The sequence below is a fragment of the Leisingera sp. XS_AS12 genome (assembly GCF_041224635.1).
Taxonomy (GTDB): domain Bacteria; phylum Pseudomonadota; class Alphaproteobacteria; order Rhodobacterales; family Rhodobacteraceae; genus Leisingera.
On record NZ_JBGFGM010000128.1, the window covers coordinates 368,461 to 390,692 of the forward strand.

21 protein-coding genes are annotated in these 22,232 nt (G+C 64.2%); 11 read left to right on the forward strand and 10 right to left on the reverse strand.

The features are described 5' to 3' along the window. Positions 1-43 precede the first annotated feature (43 nt). From dxs to AB9K35_RS23820, 3 genes are all read left to right on the forward strand, one after another. On the forward strand, positions 44-1,972 hold the full coding sequence (gene dxs, locus AB9K35_RS23810) for a 1-deoxy-D-xylulose-5-phosphate synthase (protein ID WP_369929972.1): 1,929 nt from the start codon (positions 44-46) through the stop codon (positions 1,970-1,972). A 172-nt stretch (positions 1,973-2,144) separates the two neighbouring features. Next, positions 2,145-4,334, forward strand: a complete 2,190-nt coding sequence (locus AB9K35_RS23815) for a dehydrogenase E1 component subunit alpha/beta (protein ID WP_369929973.1) — start codon at positions 2,145-2,147, stop codon at positions 4,332-4,334. Beyond that, entirely contained in the window at positions 4,331-5,365 is a 1,035-nt protein-coding gene (locus tag AB9K35_RS23820) for an ACP S-malonyltransferase (RefSeq protein WP_369929975.1), read from the forward strand. The genes AB9K35_RS23815 and AB9K35_RS23820 overlap by 4 nt, the downstream gene beginning before the upstream one ends. Positions 5,366-5,479: 114 nt before the next feature. On the opposite strand, the gene AB9K35_RS23825 is transcribed toward AB9K35_RS23820, so the two are convergent. Beyond that, positions 5,480-6,181 (reverse strand): hypothetical protein, encoded by a 702-nt coding sequence (locus AB9K35_RS23825; protein WP_222454548.1) that lies wholly within the window; start codon positions 6,179-6,181, stop codon positions 5,480-5,482. Beyond that, positions 6,153-6,446, reverse strand: a complete 294-nt coding sequence (locus tag AB9K35_RS23830) for a hypothetical protein (protein ID WP_222454549.1) — start codon at positions 6,444-6,446, stop codon at positions 6,153-6,155. The genes AB9K35_RS23825 and AB9K35_RS23830 overlap by 29 nt, the downstream gene beginning before the upstream one ends. A 167-nt stretch (positions 6,447-6,613) precedes the next feature. Here AB9K35_RS23830 and AB9K35_RS23835 point away from each other — a divergent pair, with 167 nt between their 5' ends. The 4 genes from AB9K35_RS23835 (at position 6,614) to AB9K35_RS23850 (ending at position 10,665) form a co-directional block, all read left to right on the forward strand. Further along, positions 6,614-7,096 (forward strand): hypothetical protein, encoded by a 483-nt coding sequence (locus tag AB9K35_RS23835; RefSeq protein ID WP_222454550.1) that lies wholly within the window; start codon positions 6,614-6,616, stop codon positions 7,094-7,096. Positions 7,097-7,221: 125 nt separating this feature from the next. Further along, on the forward strand, positions 7,222-7,839 hold the full coding sequence (locus AB9K35_RS23840; protein WP_369929977.1) for a ribonuclease HII: 618 nt from the start codon (positions 7,222-7,224) through the stop codon (positions 7,837-7,839). 107 nt (positions 7,840-7,946) lie between these two features. Continuing rightward, on the forward strand, positions 7,947-9,050 hold the full coding sequence (locus tag AB9K35_RS23845) for a site-specific DNA-methyltransferase (protein WP_222454552.1): 1,104 nt from the start codon (positions 7,947-7,949) through the stop codon (positions 9,048-9,050). A 187-nt stretch (positions 9,051-9,237) separates the two neighbouring features. Then, on the forward strand, positions 9,238-10,665 hold the full coding sequence (locus AB9K35_RS23850) for an adenylate/guanylate cyclase domain-containing protein (RefSeq protein WP_369929979.1): 1,428 nt from the start codon (positions 9,238-9,240) through the stop codon (positions 10,663-10,665). A gap of 19 nt (positions 10,666-10,684) precedes the next feature. Here the strand turns inward: AB9K35_RS23850 and AB9K35_RS23855 are convergent, their stop codons facing one another. Both AB9K35_RS23855 and mutY read right to left on the reverse strand, forming a co-directional pair. Continuing rightward, entirely contained in the window at positions 10,685-11,818 is a 1,134-nt protein-coding gene (locus AB9K35_RS23855; RefSeq protein ID WP_369929981.1) for an alkane 1-monooxygenase, read from the reverse strand. An 85-nt stretch (positions 11,819-11,903) separates the two neighbouring features. Further along, complete coding sequence (gene mutY, locus AB9K35_RS23860) at positions 11,904-12,968, reverse strand: A/G-specific adenine glycosylase (protein ID WP_369929983.1); 1,065 nt, start codon at positions 12,966-12,968, stop codon at positions 11,904-11,906. 84 nt (positions 12,969-13,052) lie between these two features. Between mutY and AB9K35_RS23865 the strand changes: the two genes are divergently transcribed. Then, on the forward strand, positions 13,053-13,580 hold the full coding sequence (locus AB9K35_RS23865) for a DciA family protein (protein ID WP_222454556.1): 528 nt from the start codon (positions 13,053-13,055) through the stop codon (positions 13,578-13,580). Then, positions 13,577-14,248, forward strand: a complete 672-nt coding sequence (locus AB9K35_RS23870) for a DsbA family protein (protein WP_222454557.1) — start codon at positions 13,577-13,579, stop codon at positions 14,246-14,248. Before AB9K35_RS23865 ends, AB9K35_RS23870 begins: the two co-directional genes overlap by 4 nt. A gap of 63 nt (positions 14,249-14,311) precedes the next feature. Here the strand turns inward: AB9K35_RS23870 and lpxK are convergent, their stop codons facing one another. From lpxK to AB9K35_RS23895, 5 genes are all read right to left on the reverse strand, one after another. Next, positions 14,312-15,313, reverse strand: a complete 1,002-nt coding sequence (gene lpxK / locus AB9K35_RS23875) for a tetraacyldisaccharide 4'-kinase (RefSeq protein ID WP_369929985.1) — start codon at positions 15,311-15,313, stop codon at positions 14,312-14,314. After that, positions 15,300-16,493, reverse strand: coding sequence for a 3-deoxy-D-manno-octulosonic acid transferase (locus AB9K35_RS23880; protein WP_369929987.1), 1,194 nt, complete (start codon positions 16,491-16,493; stop codon positions 15,300-15,302). Before AB9K35_RS23880 ends, lpxK begins: the two co-directional genes overlap by 14 nt. A gap of 115 nt (positions 16,494-16,608) precedes the next feature. Then, positions 16,609-17,412, reverse strand: coding sequence for an inositol monophosphatase (locus AB9K35_RS23885; RefSeq protein WP_369929989.1), 804 nt, complete (start codon positions 17,410-17,412; stop codon positions 16,609-16,611). Further along, positions 17,399-18,745, reverse strand: a complete 1,347-nt coding sequence (locus AB9K35_RS23890; RefSeq protein WP_369929991.1) for a TldD/PmbA family protein — start codon at positions 18,743-18,745, stop codon at positions 17,399-17,401. The genes AB9K35_RS23885 and AB9K35_RS23890 overlap by 14 nt, the downstream gene beginning before the upstream one ends. Before the next feature lie 123 nt (positions 18,746-18,868). After that, complete coding sequence (locus AB9K35_RS23895) at positions 18,869-20,392, reverse strand: DUF2125 domain-containing protein (RefSeq protein ID WP_369929993.1); 1,524 nt, start codon at positions 20,390-20,392, stop codon at positions 18,869-18,871. Between the two features lie 135 nt (positions 20,393-20,527). Between AB9K35_RS23895 and AB9K35_RS23900 the strand changes: the two genes are divergently transcribed. After that, positions 20,528-21,277, forward strand: a complete 750-nt coding sequence (locus tag AB9K35_RS23900) for an SDR family oxidoreductase (RefSeq protein ID WP_369929995.1) — start codon at positions 20,528-20,530, stop codon at positions 21,275-21,277. Further along, on the forward strand, positions 21,274-21,885 hold the full coding sequence (locus AB9K35_RS23905) for an enoyl-CoA hydratase/isomerase family protein (RefSeq protein WP_222454564.1): 612 nt from the start codon (positions 21,274-21,276) through the stop codon (positions 21,883-21,885). The genes AB9K35_RS23900 and AB9K35_RS23905 overlap by 4 nt, the downstream gene beginning before the upstream one ends. 8 nt (positions 21,886-21,893) lie before the next feature. Here AB9K35_RS23905 and AB9K35_RS23910 read toward each other — a convergent pair whose 3' ends face one another. Beyond that, positions 21,894-22,199, reverse strand: a complete 306-nt coding sequence (locus AB9K35_RS23910; protein WP_222454565.1) for an HNH endonuclease — start codon at positions 22,197-22,199, stop codon at positions 21,894-21,896. Positions 22,200-22,232 lie beyond the last annotated feature (33 nt).

Genomic DNA, 22,232 nt, shown 5'->3' on the forward strand with positions numbered 1-22,232 from the left:
CGCAACGCTCCCCGCGGGGCGGCCCGCAGCCCAAGGAGGCACCATGTCCGAACGGCCCCATACTCCGCTTCTTGACCAGATCAGCCGTCCGGCCGACCTGAAGGGGCTGACCGACACTCAGCTGACCCAGGTGGCGCAGGAACTGCGGCAGGAAACCATCTCTGCGGTCTCTGTCACCGGCGGCCATCTGGGTGCGGGGCTTGGTGTGGTGGAGTTGACCACGGCATTGCATGCGGTCTTTGACACCCCGCGGGACAAGGTGATTTGGGATGTCTCCCACCAGTGCTATCCCCACAAGATCCTGACGGGCCGTCGTGACCGCATCCGCACGCTGCGGATGAAGGACGGGCTGAGCGGTTTCACCAAACGCTCCGAGTCGCCTTATGATCCCTTCGGTGCGGCCCACAGCTCCACCTCGATCAGCGCCGCCCTTGGCTTTGCCGTGGCGCGCGACCTTGGCGGTGTGATCCCCGAGGGGCTGGGCGACGCCATCGCGGTGATCGGTGATGGCTCGATGTCAGCGGGCATGGCGTTCGAGGCGATGAACAATGCAGGCCATCTGGGCAAGCGGCTGATCGTTATTCTGAACGACAATGAAATGTCGATCGCACCGCCGGTTGGGGCGCTGTCCTCTTACCTGTCGCGCCTCTACGCGGGTGAGCCGTTCCAGGAACTGAAGGCCGCCGCCAAGGGCGCAGTTTCGCTGCTGCCGGAGCCCTTCCGTGAAGGCGCCAAGCGCGCCAAGGACATGCTGAAGGGCATGGCAGTTGGGGGCACGCTGTTCGAGGCGCTCGGGTTCTCCTACCTGGGTCCGATCGACGGCCATGATATGGACCAGCTGCTGCCGGTGCTGCGCACGGTGAAGGCGCGCGCGACCGGCCCGATCCTGATCCATGTGCTGACCAAGAAGGGCAAAGGTTACGGCCCCGCCGAGCGCGCCCGTGACAAGGGCCATGCCACCGCTAAGTTCGACATGGTGACCGGCGAGCAGAAAAAAGCGCCCTCCAACGCGCCTTCCTACACGTCTGTTTTCGGCAATACGCTGGTGAAGCTCGCCGCCCAGGACGACAAGATCTGTGCGGTGACCGCGGCGATGCCCGATGGCACCGGGCTGAACCTGATGGCCGAGCGCTACCCTTCCCGCACCTTCGACGTGGGCATTGCCGAACAGCACGGCGTTACCTTTTCGGCCGCCCTTGCGGCAGGCGGAATGAAGCCCTTCTGCGCGATGTATTCCACCTTCCTGCAGCGCGGCTACGATCAGGTTGTGCATGATGTGGCGATCCAGCGGCTGCCGGTGCGCTTTGCCATCGACCGGGCTGGGCTGGTCGGCGCAGATGGCGCGACGCATGCGGGTAGTTTCGACATCGCCTTCATGGCCAATCTGCCGGGCATGGTGGTGATGGCCGCCGCCGACGAGGCCGAGCTGGTTCACATGGTCGCTACCGCTGCGGCCCATGATGACGGGCCGATTGCGTTCCGTTATCCGCGTGGCGAGGGCGAAGGTGTCGAGATGCCGGAGCAGCCGCAGGTGCTGGAGATCGGCAAGGGGCGAATGGTGCAGCAGGGCAAGCGCGTGGCGCTGTTGTCCTTTGGCACCCGTCTGGGCGAGGTCCGCAAGGCTACCGAGGCGCTGGCCGCCAAGGGTATCACACCGACCATTGCCGATGCCCGCTTTGCCAAGCCGCTGGACCGCGAGCTGATCCTGCAACTGGCCGCCGACCACGAAGCGCTGATCACCATCGAAGAGGGGGCCGTGGGCGGTTTCGGCTCGCATGTCGCGCAGCTTCTGGCGGAGGAAGGCGTCTTTGACACGGGCCTCAAGTACCGCTCGATGGTGCTGCCGGATATCTTCATCGACCAGGCCAGCCCGGCGGACATGTATGACGTGGCCGCGATGAACGCGCCGCAGATCGAGGCCAAGGTGCTGGAGGTGCTGGGCATCGCCACCCTGGGTGAAAAACGCGCCTGAGATCCGGGTTGGTGGCACGCGCACCCGGCTTTGCAGCGGGTGTGGTCTCGTGTGGTTTCGGATTGAATGCCGCATAAATCATTCCGTTTTGGAATGATTGCAGTCGCCGTTCTCAGTGGCAATCCGCGGTCGAAGCGCCGATATTTGCGCCGTTTCGTCCCAAGGAGGCCGCATGGACCGCGCTCAGATCGTGCATCAGAATTTCCTCGACCGGGTAAAGTCCGGGCAACTGCCGCCGGGCCGTGATCCTGCCGGACCGCTGGAAGCAGCCGAGGCCGTGGCCACCTACCGCGCGCAGGTGCTGAGCCGGGCGCTGGATCAGACCAGCCGCGCCATGCAGAAGGCGGGAGAGGGGTTCTACACCATCGGCTCCTCGGGGCATGAGGGCATGGCGGCGGTCGCCGGTGCGCTGCGCCCTACGGACATGGCCTTTCTGCACTACCGCGATGCGGCGTTCCAGATCGCCCGGGCGGATCAGGTACCGGGCCAGCAGATCACCTGGGACATGCTGCTGTCCTTTGCCTGCTCTGCGGAGGATCCCACCTCCGGCGGGCGGCACAAGGTGCTGGGCTCCAAGGCGCTGATGATTCCGCCGCAGACCTCGACCATTGCCAGCCACCTGCCCAAGGCAGTGGGCGCGGCCTATTCCATCGGGGCGGCAAGGCGGCATAGGCCGGAGCATCAGCTGCTGCCGGATGATGCCATCGTGATGTGTTCCTTCGGGGATGCCTCGGCCAATCACTCCACCGCGCAGGGTGCGATCAACACCGCGGGCTGGACCTCGGTCCAGTCGACGCCGCTGCCCTTGCTGTTCGTCTGCGAAGACAACGGCATCGGCATTTCGGTGAAAACCCCGAAGGGCTGGATTGAGGCCTCGATGGCGGGGCGGCCGGGCATCAAGTATTTCAAGGCCGACGGGCTGGACATCTATGACGCCTACCGGGTGGCGCAGGAGGCGGCGGAATACGTGCGCACCCGCCGCAAACCCGCGTTTTTGCATCTGCGCACGGTGCGTCTGTATGGCCACGCGGGGGCGGATGTCCCGACCACCTACCTCAGCAAGGCTGAGGTGGAGGCGGATGAGGCCAATGATCCGCTGCTGCATTCCGTGCGGTTGCTGGGGCAGGCCGGGGCGCTGACGCCCGATGCGGCGCTGAAGATTTACAATGACACCCGCGCGCGGGTGGAGCGGGTGCGCGGCGAGGCGGTGACTCGACCGCATCTGAAAACGACCGATGACGTGGCCGCGAGCCTGATCCCGCCCAAGCGCGCCTGCGCCGCCAGCAACGGCCCCGCTGCCGAGGCACGCGCGGCGGCCTTTGGCAGCGACCTGCGCGCGATGGAGGAGCCGCAGCCGATGTCGCGGCTGATCAACTGGGCACTAACCGATCTGATGCTGGAGCATGGCGAGATCGTCATGATGGGCGAGGACGTGGGCCGCAAGGGCGGCGTTTACGGCGTCAGCCAGAAGCTGCAGCAGCGCTTCGGGCCGGACCGAGTGATCGACACTCTGCTGGATGAGCAGTCGATCCTCGGGCTGGCCATCGGCATGGGGCACAACGGTTTTGTGCCGATCCCTGAAATCCAGTTCCTCGCCTATCTCCACAACGCCGAGGATCAGCTGCGCGGTGAGGCGGCGACCTTGCCGTTCTTCTCGAACGGGCAGTTCGCCAACCCGATGGTGGTGCGGATCGCCGGGCTTGGCTATCAGAAGGGCTTTGGCGGGCATTTCCACAACGACAACTCGCTGGCGGTGCTGCGCGACATTCCGGGGCTGGTGATCGCCTGCCCTTCGGACGGGGCCGAGGCGGCGATGATGCTGCGCGAATGCGTGCGGCTGGCGCGGGAAGAGCAACGGGTGGTGGTGTTTGTCGAACCCATTGCGCTCTACCCGATGCGGGATCTGCACGCCGCCAAGGACGGTGGCTGGATGCGCAGCTATCCCGCACCGGAGCAACGTATTGCTCTGGGCGAGGTCGGTGTGCATGGGGATGGCAGCGATCTGGCGATCGTGACCTACGGCAATGGCCGCTACCTGTCGGCACAGGCGCAGGCGGATCTGGCCGCCAAGGGCGTGCAGGCGCGGATCATCGACCTGCGTTGGCTGGCACCCCTGCCGGCCGAGGCGCTTCTGGCGGCCACGGAGGGCTGCAAGCATGTGCTGATCGTCGACGAATGCCGCACCACCGGCAGCCAGTCAGAGGCGCTGATGGCGCTGTTCGCCGAACGGGGCAAAGTGCCCGCGGCGCGGATCGCCGCCAGCGACTGTTTCATTGCAACCGGCCCCGCCTATGGCGCGACGCTGCCGTCCAAGGACAGCATCGCCGAGGCCGCCCTGACCCTCGTGAAAGGCGCGTCATGACCCGTACCGCTGTTCTGATTTGCCCCGGACGGGGCACCTACAACAAGGCCGAGCTGGGCTACCTGCACCGCCACCATGCGGACAAGGGCGCGCTTCTTGCGGAATTTGACGCGCAACGGGCGGCCGCCGGACAGGAGGAGGTCACGTCGCTCGACGGTGCAACGCGCTTCTCGGTGTCGAAATACTCGCGCGGGGACGTGGCGTCGCCGCTGATCTACGCCTCGGCCCTGGCGGATGCCCGCAGCTTGGCGGAGGACATCGAGGTGGTCGCCGTGACCGGTAATTCGATGGGCTGGTACATCGCGCTGGCCGCCGCCGGAGCGCTGAGTGCTGCGGACGGCTTCACGGTGGTGAACACCATGGGCACGCTGATGCAGGAGCAGCTGATCGGTGGCCAGCTGGTCTACCCGTTTGCCGGGGCGGACTGGCGCAACGATCCGCAGCGCAAGGCCGAGCTGCTGGCGCTGGTGGCAGAGATCTCCGGGCGCGCCGGGCATGATCTGGCCCTGTCGATCGATCTCGGTGGCATGCTTGTGCTGGCCGGCAATGAGGCCGGTCTTGCGGCCTTCGAGGTCGCGGTGCCGGTGGTGGCCGAGCGCTTCCCGATGCGGCTGGCCAATCACGCCGCCTTCCACACGCCCCTGCAGGAGCCCGTTGCGGCGGAGGGGCGCAGGCGGCTTGCGGCGGAGATGTTCCGCCAGCCGGATGTGCCGCTGATCGACGGGCGCGGGCAGATCTGGTGGCCGGGCGCCAGCGACACCGCACGGCTGTGGGACTACACGTTGGGTCATCAGGTGGTGGCGCCCTATGATTTCACCCGCGCCGTACAAACCGCAGCACGAGAGTTTGCGCCGGATCTCTTCATCATTACCGGTCCCGGTACGACGCTGGGCGGCGCTGTTGGCCAATCTCTGGTGCAGTTGGGTTGGCAGGGGCTGATTGACAAGGACGCCTTTCAGGCCCGGCAAACGGCCAATCCCTTGCTGGCGGCAATGGGGGATCCGGCCCAGCGAGCCTTGGTCACGGCCTAGGGTCCGGATTGACCGCACGGGCGCGGCGCCCCGCGCCCGTTGCCTGCCCAAGGTTGTTTCTAAAAGCATCCCCGAGGCCTGGCTCCCCCGATGAGGCATGGTGTGCGAAAGCGCTCAGACCATGCGGATCACGTCCTTGCTGATAGAAAGGACGTAGCCGCGTTTGGCGATGTTCTTGACCAGGAGTTCGCTGACCATCTGGTTTCCGAGCGTATCGCGCAGCCGTTTGATCCGGGTGGCGCCGGCCGCTTCCTCGCAATCCGAGGCGGCACGCCCGGAAATCACCGATTCGATCTCGGCGCCGGACAAGACGTCGTCATCCAGCCGGGCTTCCGCCAGGACCGACAGCGTTTCCATCGCGGCGGGGGTCAGCTTGAAACCCATGTTGTTGAGGTAGACGGTGTTCTCGTCGCGGCTGATCAGAAGTTCGTTGACTTGGATACCGGCCCGTTCGATCTGCGCCATGCGCCGGTTCAGCATCACCAGCATGCCCAGAACCGTCAGCGCCGCTACCATCATCGCGGCGGCAAAGACCAGCAGAACGAAAATCACAGCGCGATAGCTGGCCAGGGTGTCGGCAAAAGCAGTGCCGGACTGCGCCAGGATCTCCAGCAACTTGATTTCGGCCTGCTTGGTCAGGTCGTTCTCGACGAACAACCGTTCCACCCGCGCGTTAAAGGCATTGGCATCGGGCAGCGTCAGCAAAAGCAACGTCCCCGCAATCGCCAGCAGGGCGACGATCGCGGCTATGCCGAAGGCGATCACCCGGCTGCCGGCGGTGCGGGCGTCAGAAACGGAGAAAATAGGGTCCGGCATCGGCCTTCCTTTGTTGCAACCCCTCCGGGCCAAAGACCGACAGCACATTCAGCAGGGTCCAGCCTGACGGAGCCAGACGGCTGCTGATCTCGGCGCGGGCGGCCTGTTTTCTGCAACTGCCATCAAGCTGCACCACCCCATAGTGCAGTCGCAGGGGATTGTCCTGCTTGGCCTTGTAGTCGGCGTAACACTCCGCCGCCAGTGCCGGGCCAGACAGGCCCAGCAGGGCAGCCGCAAGGGCGGGGATAAGGAGATGCTGTTTCATGCTGCCATCCTGCGTGGCGACGGGGCGAAATTCAATAACCGCAGGGGTTTGAGCCACTGATATTCGATAACATCAGGGCGATATTGCCTGTCTGGCGGGGGCAGGGCGAAGGTTTTGATATCCTGGCGCACCGGATGCGCTGCACAACCCGATTGAAAGGTTCCGGCATGGCCCAGACACCCGCAAAGACCGCTCATCGCAAATTCATTGCTTTCATCGTGGCAACCTCGATCGCCATCACCGGCTTTTCCGCCGCTCCCGCCCGCGCGGATGAGGACGTGGCGAAGTTCATCGCCGGGATGGCTCTCCTGGGGATTCTTGGGGCTGCCATCAACGACGCGCGCAAGAATGACCGCGCGGTGACACAACCCCATTACTACCCGCACAAGCCGCATCATCCCGGCGGCCAGGTCCGCCCCTTGCCGCCCAAACTGCACAAGTACAACCTTCCGGCCCAGTGCGTGCAGTATTTCCCTCACTACAGCCAGACCTATCCGCTGGCCAGCAACCTGTGCCTGAAGCGTCACTACGGCAGCACCAGCGCTCTGCCCGCAGCCTGCAAGGTGCGGTTCTGGAACGGCAGGAACCACCGTGTCGGTTTCAAGCCGAACTGCCTGCGCAAGCATGGCTATCGGATGGTATTGCGCTGAATTCACAGCAATCGAGCAGACTGGGGGGCGAGAGCCCCCCTTTTTTTTCATGTGCCCAGCCTTGCGTTTTCTGGCGGCGTTGACCGGGCGGTTGCATTTGAGCTGCGAATTGGGTTTGTCAGGGCATGACCCAGCCAGATTACAGTTACGAGCAGGCCGCCAGGGCCAAGGGATTTCTCCGCATCGCGGGTGTCGACGAGGTCGGTCGCGGGCCGCTGGCCGGTCCGGTGACGGCGGCGGCGGTGATCCTGGATGCCGAGGCGATCCCCGAAGGTCTGAACGATTCCAAGAAGTTGAGCCTGAAACGGCGCGAGGCGCTGGAAGCCGATATCTTCGGGTCCGCAGAAGTCGCCATAGCCCATGCCACCGTCGAGGAGATCGATTCCCTCAACATCTTGCGGGCGTCGCATCTGGCGATGGAGCGCGCGGTTGCGGCGTTGGATCCTCCGCCGGATTACCTGCTGATCGACGGCAATCTGATTCCGAAAGGGCTGACCCAGCCGGCCGAAGGAGTGGTCAAGGGGGACGGCAAATCAGTCTCGATCGCAGCGGCCTCGATCGTTGCCAAACTGGCACGTGACAGGGTGATGGTGGATTTGGCGCAACAGTTTCCGGGATATGGCTGGGAGAAAAACGCGGGCTACCCCTCGAAACAGCATCGCGATGCGCTAATTGAACTGGGGGTGACCCCACATCATCGGCGATCCTTTAAGCCCGTACACAACATCTTGTATCAAGAGTGAACCGCAGGGTGTTGTTCTAAAAAACAAATTGACCTCGAATCCGCGATGACTCATCCTGTGGACAACCTAATGAGCGCAAAAATGCGCCGTGGTTTTGAGGCAGAGCAATGAATACAACCATCACAAAGGGCGCGGCAGCGCTCCCTTTAAACACGATTATTGGCGGCGACTGTGTGGAGGTGATGAACAGCCTCCCGGCCAATTCGGTCGATATGATCTTTGCGGACCCGCCGTATAACCTGCAGCTGAAAGGCCAGCTGCACCGCCCCGACAATTCCAAGGTTGACGCGGTGGACGATCACTGGGACCAGTTTTCCAGTTTTCAGGCCTATGACAATTTCACCCGCGAATGGCTTAAGGCGGCGCGCCGCCTGCTGAAGCCGAACGGATCGATCTGGGTGATCGGCTCCTATCACAACATCTTCCGGGTCGGCTCCGTCCTGCAGGACGAGGGCTACTGGGTGCTGAACGACGTGATCTGGCGCAAGTCGAACCCGATGCCGAACTTCCGCGGCAAGCGGTTCACCAACGCGCATGAGACGATGATCTGGGCGTCCAAATCCGAAGGCGCCAAGTATACCTTCAACTATGAAGCCCTGAAGGCGTTGAACGAGGGTATCCAGATGCGCAGCGACTGGGTGCTGCCGATCTGCACCGGCCATGAACGGCTGAAGGACGAAAACGGCGAGAAGGCACATCCCACCCAGAAACCGGAGGCGCTGTTGCACCGGATTCTCGTCGGGGCGACCAACCCGGGTGACGTGGTGCTGGATCCGTTCTTCGGCACCGGCACCACCGGCGCCGTTGCCAAGATGCTGGGCCGCGAATTCATCGGCATCGAACGCGAGGAAGCCTATCGCAAGGTTGCCGAAAAGCGCATCAAGGCGGTGCGTAAATACGACCGCGAGGCGCTGGAGGTTTCGGCCAGCAAGCGGGCGGCTCCGCGGGTGCCCTTTGGCCAGCTGGTCGAGCGCGGCATGCTGCGCCCCGGTGAGGAACTCTACTCGATGAACCGCCGCCACAAGGCCAAGGTGCGCGCCGACGGCACGCTGGTCGGCGACAACGTCAAGGGCTCGATCCACCAGGTCGGCGCGCATCTGGAGAACGCGCCCTCTTGCAACGGCTGGACCTACTGGTGCTTCAAGCGCGAGGGCAAGACCGTGCCCATCGACGTGCTGCGCCAGCAGATCCGTGCCGAGATGCAGAACTGATTCCGGCAGTCCCGAACAGCCAGACTGAATTGCTGGCGCCTGTGCTGCGGTACAGGCGCACACCTTGCCCCGCCTCCACCAGGCGGGGTTTTTTGCTTTTTTATCAGGGGTGCGCTATTCCCGCGATCGCACAGCGACCTTATCTTGGAAGCGCATCTGCACTCCGTTCGCAACGAAAGGCTTTTCGATGACTGAAACCGCGCTCGCAGGTGCCGCGATAGCCAAGGATTTGGATGACGCAGCGCAGGCGCGGGAAAGGGAGCGGGCCAAACAGCGGGATCTCGGGCTCGAGGGATCGGTGTTCGAAAACAGGTTCGCCGAGGCCGCGTTGGACGCCCACAAACGCCGCGGGTTGCAGCTGGCGGTTCAGGCGCGCTGGATCATGATGCCCCTGATCGGGTTGTTCATTACCTTCATCATCCCCGGTATCGAGGTTCTGTACTATCACGGCTTCTTGCTGCTGCTGTGCGTGAACGGCTGGTTCATCAGCCGCGCAGGCAAGGTCGGTCGCTCCAAGATGGAGCTGTTCCTGATCTTTCTCGACCTGCTCATTCTGACCGTGGGCATGGTGACGCCCAACCCGCTCAGCCAGCATGACTTCCCGCTGGCGATGCACTACCGCTTTGACAACTTTCAGTATTTCTTCGTGATACTGGCGGCCGGTACCATGGCCTATTCCTGGCGCACGGTGATCGCCATCGGAACCTGGACGGCGGCGATGTGGCTTGCGGCATTGGTGCTGGCGATGTGGTTTTCCGAACCCTTGCCGGAGTTGTCCGAAGCGGTGCAGGCGGCGCTGGCGACCCAGCCGGAATTGGCGGAATTCTTTGATCCCAACAGTTTCGTGCCCAGCCTGCGGGTGCAAGAGGCGCTGATCTTTCTGCTGGTGGCCATCACGCTCGGGTTCTCGGTGCGGCGTTTCAACGGGCTGCTGCGCAGCAACGCCAGCCTCGAACGGGAGCGTGCGAACCTGTCGCGCTACTTCTCGCCCAATGTGGTTGATCAGCTGTCGCAGAACGACGAGCCGCTGAAGCAGGTGCGCAGCGAAAATGTGGCGGTGCTGTTCATCGACATCGTCGGCTTTACCCGGCTGACGGCGGATCTGGACCCGCGCGCTGTGATCGACCTCCTGCGCGAGTTTCATGGCCGCATGGAACGCGAGGTGTTCCGGCATCACGGCACCTTGGACAAATACCTGGGCGACGGGCTGATGGCGACGTTCGGCACCCCCGTGGCTGGGTCTCAGGACGCCAGCAATGCGCTTGCCTGCGCCCATGCCATGCGGGCCTCCCTGGCGAAATGGAACGCCGAGCGCACGCGCCAGGGCAAGCCGGAGATCAGGGCCGGCATCGGCATCCACTACGGCGAGGCGGTTCTTGGCGACATCGGCGCCAACCGACTGGAGTTCGCGGTGCTGGGCATGACGGTCAACGTCGCCGCCCGACTTGAGCAGCTGACCCGAAAGCTGCAGGCGGATATTGTCATCAGCGAGACCGTGGCGCAGCAGGTCAAGGCGGAAAGGGTCAGCCAGCATCTGCTGGAGGGCGGCCGCCGACGTCCGGACCAGCAGGTGCGCGGGCTGGACCGGGTGATGACTGTGCTTTCCTGGGACTGAACGGCGCGCGGGGGCGGTGTCAGCGTGGCAGCGGGTTTTGCGCCTTGTTGTAGGGTTTCCAGTCGGTGATCTCGGGGTAGTATTTCTGCCGCCAGCGGCGCACCCGCGGGTTCATGATCCGGCGCCACAGCGGCGGGATCATCGCCGCCACCGTCATCACCGGATAGCCGTAGGGCAGCTGCGGCGCGTCGGTCTCGGTATAGTTCTGCAGCAGCGGAAACCGGCGGTTGGGTTTGTAGTGATGGTCCGAGTGGCGCTGCAGGTTGATCAGTAGCCAGTTCGACGCCTTGTGCGCCGCATTCCACGAGTGGCGCGGGCGGACGGGTTCATATTTGCCATCGCCCAGGTGCTTGCGGGTCAGACCGTAATGCTCGACGTAGTTCACCAGCTCCAGCTGCCAGATCGCAACCCCCGCCTGCACGAGGAACAGCAGAAGCCCGGTTAACCCACCCAGCAAGATCGCCAAGAGCAGCATTGCCGCCTGCAGCGCCCAATAGCGGAAGAACGGGTTGGCCAGATCAGTCCAGGGCCGATTTTTCTGTGCCAGTTTCCGCTTTTCGGCCTGAAAGGCGGAATGCCAGCACTCGCGCAGAACCCGTGGATAGAAGCGATGGAAACCCTCGTTGTAGCGCGCGGTGACCGGATCGCGCGGGGTGCCGACATAGCGGTGATGCACCAGAAGGTGCTCCGAGCGGAAATGCGAATAGAGCACCATCGCCAGCAGGATGTCCGCCATCCAGCGCTCGGCCCGGCTGGATTGGTGCATCAGCTCGTGGCTGTAGTTGATGCCGACGGCGCCGGTGACGACGCCGACGCCGAAGAACACCGCGAATTTTTCGAATCCATTCAGGTGGCTGGCGTCGCTGACATAGAAAATCAGCCCGAACAGTGTCAGGAACTGCAGCGGCACCCATGCCAAGGTCAGCGCCTTGTACCACCTCAGCTCGCTGTCGGGCGTGTTCGGGTCTTCGTTGTCGAGGTTCAGTCCGAAAACGCCGTCCAGCACCGCGAACAGATGCCAGGTCGCCAGCGGTGGCAACAGCAGCGCCCAGCCGCCGAACAGCGCAGCGATCCAGACCAGTGGCAGCAGAAGGAAGGACATCCAGAATGGCAGGGCGCTTTGCCAGCGGGCAAGGGTTGCGGAAGCAATCATGCCGGGTCTCCCAGATCAATTGGCGCGCGTTTGCCAAAGAGCCTATGCCCAAAGATCTGGAAACCCAAGAGCGACCTCGCGTGACCTAACGGTTCGCGTACAGCTCATACGCTTTGCGCATGACCGTGGGCAGGTCGGTGGCGCGAAACGCTTCTTCGGGGACCAGTTCCTGATTGGGCGCCGGATTGAAGCCTGCCTGAAGCCGCGCGCTTTGCACCCGCAGCACCAGGTGGAAATGCGTGAAGGTGTGACGTACTTCGCCGTCGAGCTCCTGCCAGTCTGCGGTGAACGGGGGATTGGGCGTGGGCGCATCGGTCCAGTCGGTGCCGGGCCAGCCGAGTGTTCCCCCAAGGAGCCCTTTGTCCGGTCGACGCTCCAGCAGCCATGTGCCCGTCTCGGAGCGGGCCAGATAGACGATTCCATGGCGGGTCGGCTTGGGCTTCTTCGGCATCTTCTTCGGCAAATCCGGCGCGGTACCGGCCTTACGCGCCGCACAAGGGGTTTGCCAGGGACAGATGCCACAGGCGGGTTTGCGCGGGGTGCAGATGGTGGCGCCGAGGTCCATCACCGCTTGGGCATAGTCCCCTGGACGTTCGTCCGGCGTCAACGCGGCCGCATGGTCGCGGAGCAGGGGCTTCGCGCCAGGCAGCGGGTCATGGATGTCGTGCAGCCGCGCCATCACGCGCTCTACGTTGCCATCGAGCACCGCCACGGGTTCGTCAAAGGCAATCGAGGCGATGGCTGCCGCGGTATAAGGCCCGATTCCCGGCAGCTTCAGCAGCGCATCGTGGTTGTCAGGAAACTGGCCGCCCAGATCATCCGCGACCACGCGTGCGCATTTCAGAAGATTGCGGGCACGGGCGTAGTAGCCCAGCCCGGCCCATTCCGCCATCACATCTGCGTCCGCGGCGGCTGCCAGGTCCGCAACGCTGGGCCAGCGTGTGGTGAAGCGCAGGAAGTAGTCGCGCACCGCAGCGACGGTTGTCTGTTGCAGCATCACCTCGCTTAACCAGACCCTGTAAGGGTCCGGGCGTTCGCCGACTTTGCGGGCTGCAGGAGAGACACGCCAGGGCAAGTCGCGGGCATGGCGGTCATACCACTCCAGCAGCTCATCGCTGAGACTGCCCGAGCAGCCGTTCAAGTCACGCATTCGTTATTCCTTGGACAATGGTTTGGCTGGTGCCTGCTCCGAGGCTCTTTACAATAGGGCAGGCAGTCGAGCAAAAGCTAGAGCATGGCATTCAGGCGTAGCACAACACGCGGGTTTTCCCGGACCTCAAAGCTCCTCAGCGAGCAGATCCGCAAGGCAGGCGAAAGCCGCGGCTTCGCGGTCTCACGGTTGCTGACCCATTGGGAAGAAATCGCCGGACCGGACCTGGCGGCGATAGCACGGCCCGTCAACATCGGTTACGGGCGTGGCTCCTTTGGCGCGACACTGACGGTGCTGACCACCGGTGCGAATGCGCCCATGCTCGAAATGCAGAAGGAGCGCCTGCGCGAGCGGGTGAATGCGGTCTACGGGTTCAATGCGATCTCCAAGGTGCGGATCACCCAGACGGCACCGACGGGATTTTCCGACGGCCACGTTGAATTCAAGTACGCCCCCAAGGTGCAACCGCCGCTGCAGCCCGATCCGCAAGATGCGGCCGAGGCCAGCAAAGTTGCCGAAGTGGTTGAAAACGAAGAACTGCGCGCCGCCCTTGAGCGTCTTGGGCGCAACGTGCTGACAAAACAGAAAACGCAAAGAAAGGGGTTCAAATGACCCGTTTGATGACTGGTGTCTTTGCCGCGGTTGCGGTTGTTGCGGGGGGCTATGCCCTGTCGGGCTTCAATAGTCAGAGCAACCTGCCGAACAACCCGTTGGTCGGTGCTGCGATTGCGCAGGAAGCCGAAGTCGATACCTCGACCATCACCGAGATGACGCTGGGAGCGGAGGATGCGCCGGTCACGCTGATCGAATACGCCTCCTACACCTGCCCGCATTGCGCGAACTTCCACAATGATACCTTCAAGAAGCTGAAGGCGGATTACATCGACACCGGCAAGGTCAAGTTCATCTACCGCGAGGTCTATTTCGACCGCTACGGCCTGTGGGCTTCGATGATTGCGCGGTGCAACGGACCGGAGAAATTCTTCGGCATCACCGACCTGATCTACAAGGGGCAGTCGGATTGGGCGCGGGCTGGTGGCGCAAGCGAAATCGTTGACGAACTGCGCAAGATCGGCCGCCTGGCGGGACTGGAGAACGACCAGCTGGAAGCCTGCCTGCAGGACGGGACAAAGGCACAGACCCTGGTTACCTGGTACCAGGAGAACGCCACCGAGCATGGCATCGAATCCACGCCCTCGTTCATCCTGAACGGCGAGAAGATCTCCAATCAGTCCTACGCGGACTTCAAGAAACTTATCGACGCCGAACTGGAAGGCTGAGACAGGCGGCGTCGCCGCACGCTTTGGTACCGCCGTTCTTCGACATTACGCTCCCGCCCGCCTTCAGCGGACGGGGGCCACCTGACGCAGCATCTGCTTAAGGCGCTCGTCGTCGGATATTTTCAGCCGTACCGGCAGGGTTATGACCTTGCGCCGGAAGCTTCCCGGGAGCCGGACCGCATCCTTTTCGGTGGTGACCAGCTGCGCATTCAGCAGGGCGGCTTCGTTTTCCAATCGGCTCATCAAAGCGCTCGTGAGGGGCTGGTGGTCGTCCAGCGGTTCCGCCCGGACAATCTCGGCCCCAAGGCCACGCAAGGTGGCAAAGAACTTCTGCGGCTGCCCGATGCCGGCAAAGGCCAGCACGCGGGTGCCGTGCCACGGCATCCCGGTCTGCAAGGGCTCCAACGCGCCGGTGAAATGGGGCAGCGCTTGCAACTGCGCGCCCCAGGCGGCCTGGAAGTCGTGCTGAGCAGCCGTGTCGCCCAACGACAGCACGGCATCGGCGCGTTTCAGGCCGGTCGGCACGGGTTCGCGCAGCGGGCCTGCTGGCAGGCAGCGCCCATTTCCAAAGCCTTGCCGCGCATCGACCACGATCAGGGACAGATCCTTGGTCAGCGCGGGATTCTGGAAACCGTCGTCCAGCACGATCACCGTGGCGCCAGCGGCGGTGGCAGCACGTGCCCCGGCGGCGCGGTCGCGCGCAACCCAGACATCGGCAAAGGCGGCCAGAAGCAAGGGCTCGTCGCCGGTTTGCGCGGCTTTGTGGCGGGCGGGGTCGACCTGTACGGGACCCTGCAAGGAGCCGCCAAAGCCGCGGCTGACCACATGCGGTTCGTGTCCCATGGCGCGCAGCGTTTCGAGCAGCCAGATCACCGTGGGCGTCTTGCCGGTCCCGCCCGCGTTCAAATTGCCGACGCAGATCACGGGGACATCGACCTTCTCCGGGACGCCCCCGGCCAACCGCGCGGCTGTGGCCCGGGCATAGAGGTGGCCGACCGGTGCCAGCAACGTCGCGCGCAGGTCGAATTGGGTCGGTGGCTTGTGCCAGAAGTCAGGCGCCCGCATGGCTGTCCTCGCGTTGATCCAGAAGGTCTTGGACCTTTTCCATCAGTGTGTCGGTGGTCGCGGCGCTTTCGGTGACGCTTTGCCAGCCCGCCAGCGCCATTCGGGCGGCTTTGTCCGGCGCCGACAGGTCCACCACGGCATCGCTCAGCGCATCTTCCGTGCCAATGGCGCGGGCGGCTCCGGCCGCGGTCAGCCGTTCATAAAGGTCGCGGTGGGCATGGATGCCCGGCCCATGCAGAATGGCTGACCCCAAAGCCGCGGCATCCAGCGGTGACTGTCCCAAGGCCGCCGGGTTGAGACTGCTGGCCACCAGGGCAACCGGGGACAGGCGGTACCACAAACCGAGATCATCGCCATCGGCCAACAGCACCTGGTTGTGATCCTCCGGCGTTTCCCCGGCCTCCCAGTCGGCGACCGACAAGCCGCTGTCGCGCAGCTGTTGGCGGGCTTTGCCAAGATCGTCATAGCTGTCCATGGCAACCACCAGGAGCAAGCGGTGCAGCAGCTGCAGGGCCTTGCGGTGCGCGTCCAGCACGGCCGACAGTTCGCTGCGCTTTACATGAGCTGCCAGCCAGACCGGGCGGCTGCCGAGAGCCTGTTGCAGGGCCGTCAGTTCGTCATGGTTGCAGCCGGGAGGAATTGCCGACATCCGCAGGGGGCCGGCAATCTCGATCCTCTCCGCCGGGTAGCCTGCCCGCACCAGCGTATCCTGCACTGCCGGAGACGGGGTCAGGATGCAGTTCAGTCCTTCCAGCAGGCGCTTGCGTTGGTCGGGCAACCACCGGCTGGCGCGGTTGGGAACTTCGGCCTCAGTCAGATCGGCCAGCAGGACCCCGATATTCCGCTCACGCAACTGGCGCAGCAAGTTGCGCCGTGTCGGCGGGCCGGTCCAGATGCAGACATCCGGTTGCCAGTGGTCGAGGAACGCCCGCGTTTCGGCCGTGGTGTCCTCGGCCAGCGGCCCAATCGGCAGATCGCATCCGACGGTCCCGGTCAGACGCAGCTCGGAATCCCAGCTTGCCAGAACCGAGAGGTCTGGACGCAAAGACTTCAGGCGGCGCCCGATATCACACAGCGCTTGGTAGCGTTCCGGCGTGGTCGCATGGACCCACAGCAGCTCACCCTTGGGACGGGGCTGCGGGTTTGCATGCCGATGGGTGCCTGTGGTTCGCCGTTGCATCTGGTTCGATCCGATTTTGCCGACCAAAGGTATCGGCAACACGTGCCCCTGTCTGTGAAAATCTGCAAGCCGTGGGGGGCTGCTGGTGCTGCGCGCGGCTTACGGGCCGCAGGGCTCAATGTCCAGTCGGGCCGGTTTGCGCGGGCGCAAGCGCGGTGATGATCTCGTGGTGCAAAGCCGGATTGCCCGCCACCACCCCGTTCAACCGGGGCTGCGCGTTGTTGAACCGCAGCCTGTCACCGGCACGATCGGTGATGACGCCGCCTGCTTCCTGCAGGATCAGCGCGCCGGCCGCGATGTCCCATTCCCAACTGGGGCGCAGCGTCAGCATCGCGCCAAAGCGACCGTCAGCTACCCGCGCCAGTCGATAGGCCAGCGAGGGGCGATGCATGCGGATGAAGGCGGGTGGCGTGCCGTTCTGCCAGTTCTGCGCCACCAGACTAGGCTTGGCGGCCAGCACCTCGGCGGCGGACAGGTCGTCGACCGGCGAAACCCGGATCGGCTGACCGTTGCACGTCGCGCCGCGCCCCTTGGCCGCGCTGTAGAGCAGTTGGCGCTGCGGCAGGTAGATGACCGCTGCGATCACCTCGCCCGCTTCTGCGATGGCCAGGGAATGTGCCCAGGTGCTGGCCCCTTCAGCGAAACTGCGGGTGCCGTCGATCGGGTCAATGATGAAGACCCGGTTGCGACCCAGGCGGTCAGATGTGTCCTCGGTTTCCTCGGACAACCAGCCGTAATCCGGCCTGGCCTGCTGCAGCTTGGCCTCCAGCATGGCGTTGACTGCCAGATCGGCCTCCGTCACCGGTCCGGTTCCGTCCGGCTTGTCCCAGCGTCTGGCCGTTGCCCCCGTGTAGCGGCAGGCGATGTCGCCCGCCTGTTTGGCGGCGTCTACCAGCAGGTCGAGATCAGTTGCCGGCAAGGGTCATCCCCTCGACCAGCAGCGAGGGTACCACGGTCGACAGATGTTGGCGCGCGTCATTGGCGGGAACGATGCTGCGCAGCATGTCATGCAGGTTGCCCGCAATGGTGCATTCGTTGACCGGATAGGCAATCTCGCCGTTTTCCACCCAGAAGCCGGAGGCGCCGCGCGAATAGTCGCCGGTGTTGGGGTTGATGGTCGAGCCGATCATCGACGTCACCAGCAGCCCGGTGCCCATCTGCGCGAGCAGCTCTTCTCGGCTGGCGTCACCTTGCGTCAATGCGATGTTCCAGGTCGAGGGCGAGGGCACGCCGCCGATGCCGCGGGCGGCGTTGGCGGTGCTTTCCAGCCCCAGCTTGCGGGCCGAGGCCAGATCCAGCGTCCAGCCAGTCAGCACGCCCTTGTCCACCACGGTACGGCGGCGGGTTGCCAGGCCTTCGCCGTCAAACGGCCGCGAGCCGGAAATGCGCGGGCGGTGCGGATCTTCCATTACAGAGAGGCTGTCGGGCAGCACCTGCTTGCCCAGCGAATCCTTCAGCCACGACGAACCGCGCGCGATCGCGGCACCGTTGGCGGCGGACAGAAGATGCCCGATCAGGGACGAGGAAATGCGCTCGTCGAACAGCACCGGGAAGCTGCCGGTCTTGGGCTTGCGCGCGCCCAGCCGGGCCACGGCGCGTTCGCCTGCCGTGCGGCCGATATCCTCGGCGCTGCGCAGATCCGCCTGGAACGTGCGCGAATCGCCATCATAGTCACGCTCCATGCCGGTGCCACTGCCCGCGATGCCGGTGCAGGACAGTGACCGGCCGGTGCGCTGGTAGCCGCCGGAGAAGCCGTTGGTCGCGGCCAGATGCACCGCGTGGCGGCCATAGCCGGCGGCGGCGGACTGAACCTGGGTGATGCCATCGACCGCCTGGCAGGCGGCCTCTGCGGCCAGCGCATCCGCCTGCAGGGCGGCAGGCTCCGGCTCGGCCGCCGGATCTTCCAGTTCCAGCGCGGCCAGATCCCAGTCTTTCGCCAGCTGGGACGGATCGGCAAGGCCCGCATAGGGGTCTTCTGGCGCTTCGCGGGCCATCGCCACGGCACGTTCGGCCATGGCGGAGATGGTTTCGGGGCGCATATCGGAGGACGACACCAACGCCTGGCGCTTGCCGACGAACACGCGCAATCCCAGATCCGTTCCCTCGGAGCGCTCGGCATGTTCCAGTTTGCCGCTGCGGACCTCAATGCTGAGAGAGCTGCCCTCTGCGGCCATCGCGTCGGCGGCATCCGCACCGGCTTTCTTGGCGGCATCGATCAGGGCGTGGCAAAGCGCTTCGGGGGATTGTGTCATGGGCACCTTCTGTTCTGCTCTGTAAAAGAGCTATCCAGTGCGGCCGCCTGCCGCAAGAGCAGGCCGCAAAAAAGGGGGCTGCGCGCGGCAGCCCCCCACAGCGATGGTTCGCTCTGGCCTGGGTTACTTGATCCGCTGGCCGTTGGCGCGGATCTGGCCGTCCTCGGAGATCTCGATCTTCGAGGTCAGCGTGTCCTCGCCCTCGCCCGGCACTGCCAGCATGCCCATCATCATCCGCGCGCCCATGGCGTCGCTCTCCGACATCAGGCCCATCTGGATCAGCTTGTCGATCAACGTGTTGGCGCCTGTCAGCTTCAGATTGGCCGTGCCGGACGGGGCCGGCATGCCGTCAAAACTGGTCAGGTCGTCATTGTTGAAGGTGAAATCGCCGGTTCCGGTCAGCTCTGCGCCCGCCGCCGAGACTTGCAACTGTTTCACCGTCAGCGCGTTCAGCTCGCCTGGCTGGGTCTTGCCCTTCTCCACGTCTTCCATGGCCTTGGGATCGAACATGTCGAACAGGACCTTGCCCTTGCCGGCGAGGTCCACGATCAGCGTGGCCGGGTCACGAGGCAGCTGGCCGTTGGGGTCGACCATGGCCCACAGCATGTCCGGCACCGCAAAGTCACGCAGGGTGATGCCCAGGGCGAAATCCTGTTCGTCCTCGGATTTTTCCAGTGGCAGCATCAGCTTAATCCCGGCTTCCGCCATGCTGAGCGCGAGCGGGAAGGGGATGTCGGAGCCGGAGATGTTCACCGTCGCACCCGTCTGGGACAGGTCATAGCTCAGGTGCTTGCGGTCCATTGCGACGGCAATTTCGCCACCTTCGGAGGTGCTTTCCATGCTGAACGTCTCACGCCCTTCGGCGCCCGAGACCGAGCCATTGCCACCGGTGAACGTAAAGGCGCCGTCAAAGGCGAACCCGGCGGCCAGCAGGGCTTGCATGTCGCCGCTGTCGACATCGACGGGCACGGTGCTGGTGCCGTTGAAGCCGAGGCCCTGAAGCATGCCTTTGAAAACGCCGTGATCGTCGCTTTCCGGATCCTTGAAGGCAAAATCGTAGCTGAGGCTGGAGGCGGTCAGATTCTGGTCGTAGGCGCGCACCGTGCCAATCGTCATTGCGGTCTTGGTGACAACGTCATTCAAGACAATCTGGGCCTTCAGGACGTCGGCGGGAATGGCCTCGCCATCGGCGCGCAGGCTGTCCAGGGTCACGCTGACCTTGGGGGCGCTGTAGTCGTAGCTCATGTTGCCGACGTCGCCCGCAACCTTCATCGGACTGCCGTCATGCGCGTAGATCAGCGTGCCGGCAAAGTCCTCACCTTCTTCGGAAAACTCGAATCCCAAGGGGAATTCCTGCGGCAGCAGTACGTTGACTGTGCCGTCGCCGTTCTCGACGAACTTGATCTCTGGCAAGGTGAGGGTGCCGACCACGTCGCCTTCGGGAACGGGCAAGGTCATCGAGATGTCGGAGACGATCAGGGTGCTCCCGGATTGGCTTTCGGTCCCCGAGACCTCGTATCCGGTGCTGGTAAGATATGCCTTCCAGTCCTCCCAGACCTCCTGGGCGCTGAGATCGGCCAGTGCGGCCTGAGTTGAAACAACCAAAATCGCCGCTGCGACGCTACCGCGCGCTAGAAAAACGGACATGCGAGAACCCTTCTTTGAGAGATAATTGCTTTTATGGTCGGCCCGAGGCCCGCTGCGGTCAAGGGGGCCATGGGCTGGACCGTTCCCCCTAAGCGCAGTACCACTTGGATAAAATGTCACTTGGAGGGACAGGCTATGGATTTCAATGGGAAAACGGTGGCGATCACCGGTGCCAGTCGCGGTATTGGTGCCGATGCCGCACGGCAATTCGCGGCCGCCGGGGCCAATCTGGCCTTGCTGGCAAGGAGCGCAGAGGCATTGGACGATCTTGCGGCAGAGATCGGCGGAAACGTGCTGGTGGCGGCCTGTGACGTGTCTGACCATGCCGCGGTGACAGAGGCGCTGGGCAAGGCGCACCAGAGGTTCGGCAGCCTGGACGTGTTGATCAACAACGCCGGGGTGATCGAGCCGATCGCGCGGCTGGAAGACGCCGACCCCGCGGCCTGGGCCAAGCTGATCGATATCAACCTGACCGGTGTCTTCAACGGCATCCGGGCCGCGTTGCCGCTGATGAAGCCCGCGGGCGGCGGCACCATCATCACGGTCAGTTCCGGGGCGGCACATAATGCGTTGGAAGGGTGGAGCGCCTATTGCTCCTCCAAGGCTGGGGCGGCGATGCTGACGCGGGCACTGGATCTGGAGGAGCGCGCGAATGGCATCCGGGCAATGGGCCTGTCGCCGGGGACCGTGGCGACCCAGATGCAGCGCGACATCAAGGCCAGCGGGATCAATCCGGTGAGCGAGCTGAACTGGGAAGACCACATTCCAGCCGAATGGCCCGCGCGGGCGCTGCTGTGGATGTGCACCGCGGATGCCGACGATCATATCGGCCAGGAGATCTCATTGCGGGATGAGGGCATTCGCAAGCGGGTTGGACTGATATGATCCAGCTGGAGGTTGCCGACAGCGGACTGTGGACCGTTACCCTGAATCGGCCCGAAAAGGCGAACGCGCTGACCGCGGCGATGCTGACGGAGCTGGCAGAGATTGCGGAGGGTGCCCAGGCCGCACGCGGGCTCATTCTGACCGGCGTTGGCAAGGTGTTCAGCGCCGGCGCCGATCTTGAGGAGGCGCATGCTGGCCTGGCAACCTCGCCACTCTGGGAGCGGTTGTCCGGGGCACTGGCTGCGCTGCCCTGCCTGAAGGTGGCTGCGCTGAACGGCACCTTGGCGGGCGGCGCCAACGGTATGGCGCTGGCCTGCGATCTGCGCATCGCGGTGCCAGGCGCGCGATTCTTTTATCCGGTGATGAAGCTCGGCTACCTGCCGCAGCCGTCGGATGCAGGGCGGATGGCGGCCTTGATCGGCCCGGCCCGCACCAAGCTGCTGCTGGCGGCGGGACAGAAGATTTCCGCGCAGGAGGCGTATGATTTTGGCTTGGTGGACCGCATTGTGGAACCAGAGGACCTGATGTCCACCGCGCAGGATCTGCTGGCCCATGCGCTGGCGGCCGAACCGGAGATCGCGCGCGGCATCCTGCAGAGCTGCCGCTGAAAGCGCGCCTAGCCCCGGCCTGGACGTGTCCGCCGCTTGCCGGGCACGCGAGAGCGAAAGCCGGGCGGGCGTTTCTGGACCCAGGCGATGAATTTCGCCAAGCGGGGATGGCTTCGCAGCGCCTCGGGCGTATTGAAACTGCGGGCCAGTTCGGCCTCGGTCAGTGTCGCGTGGATTTCACGGTGACAGATGTCGTGCAGCAGCACGGTCGGGCCGCCCTTGCCTCCTTTCAATTTTGGGATCAGATGGTGCAGGCTTTGCGGGGCATCTTCGGGAATGTCGCGCCCGCACAGCGGGCAGACCGGATCGGGCATGGGGATGGCCTCTGTGATCTGATACGCGGAATG

Bases quoted from the DNA above. Each gene is read 5' to 3' on its own strand.
- dxs (WP_369929972.1), top strand. From the start codon at position 44: ATGTCCGAACGGCCCCATACTCCGCTTCTTGACCAGATCAGCCGTCCG.
- AB9K35_RS23815 (WP_369929973.1), top strand. From the start codon at position 2,145: ATGGACCGCGCTCAGATCGTGCATCAGAATTTCCTCGACCGGGTAAAG.
- AB9K35_RS23820 (WP_369929975.1), top strand. From the start codon at position 4,331: ATGACCCGTACCGCTGTTCTGATTTGCCCCGGACGGGGCACCTACAAC.
- AB9K35_RS23825 (WP_222454548.1), bottom strand. From the start codon at position 6,181: ATGCCGGACCCTATTTTCTCCGTTTCTGACGCCCGCACCGCCGGCAGC.
- AB9K35_RS23830 (WP_222454549.1), bottom strand. From the start codon at position 6,446: ATGAAACAGCATCTCCTTATCCCCGCCCTTGCGGCTGCCCTGCTGGGC.
- AB9K35_RS23835 (WP_222454550.1), top strand. From the start codon at position 6,614: ATGGCCCAGACACCCGCAAAGACCGCTCATCGCAAATTCATTGCTTTC.
- AB9K35_RS23840 (WP_369929977.1), top strand. From the start codon at position 7,222: ATGACCCAGCCAGATTACAGTTACGAGCAGGCCGCCAGGGCCAAGGGA.
- AB9K35_RS23845 (WP_222454552.1), top strand. From the start codon at position 7,947: ATGAATACAACCATCACAAAGGGCGCGGCAGCGCTCCCTTTAAACACG.
- AB9K35_RS23850 (WP_369929979.1), top strand. From the start codon at position 9,238: ATGACTGAAACCGCGCTCGCAGGTGCCGCGATAGCCAAGGATTTGGAT.
- AB9K35_RS23855 (WP_369929981.1), bottom strand. From the start codon at position 11,818: ATGATTGCTTCCGCAACCCTTGCCCGCTGGCAAAGCGCCCTGCCATTC.
- mutY (WP_369929983.1), bottom strand. From the start codon at position 12,968: ATGCGTGACTTGAACGGCTGCTCGGGCAGTCTCAGCGATGAGCTGCTG.
- AB9K35_RS23865 (WP_222454556.1), top strand. From the start codon at position 13,053: ATGGCATTCAGGCGTAGCACAACACGCGGGTTTTCCCGGACCTCAAAG.
- AB9K35_RS23870 (WP_222454557.1), top strand. From the start codon at position 13,577: ATGACCCGTTTGATGACTGGTGTCTTTGCCGCGGTTGCGGTTGTTGCG.
- lpxK (WP_369929985.1), bottom strand. From the start codon at position 15,313: ATGCGGGCGCCTGACTTCTGGCACAAGCCACCGACCCAATTCGACCTG.
- AB9K35_RS23880 (WP_369929987.1), bottom strand. From the start codon at position 16,493: ATGCAACGGCGAACCACAGGCACCCATCGGCATGCAAACCCGCAGCCC.
- AB9K35_RS23890 (WP_369929991.1), bottom strand. From the start codon at position 18,745: ATGACACAATCCCCCGAAGCGCTTTGCCACGCCCTGATCGATGCCGCC.
- AB9K35_RS23895 (WP_369929993.1), bottom strand. From the start codon at position 20,392: ATGTCCGTTTTTCTAGCGCGCGGTAGCGTCGCAGCGGCGATTTTGGTT.
- AB9K35_RS23900 (WP_369929995.1), top strand. From the start codon at position 20,528: ATGGATTTCAATGGGAAAACGGTGGCGATCACCGGTGCCAGTCGCGGT.
- AB9K35_RS23905 (WP_222454564.1), top strand. From the start codon at position 21,274: ATGATCCAGCTGGAGGTTGCCGACAGCGGACTGTGGACCGTTACCCTG.
- AB9K35_RS23910 (WP_222454565.1), bottom strand. From the start codon at position 22,199: ATGCCCGATCCGGTCTGCCCGCTGTGCGGGCGCGACATTCCCGAAGAT.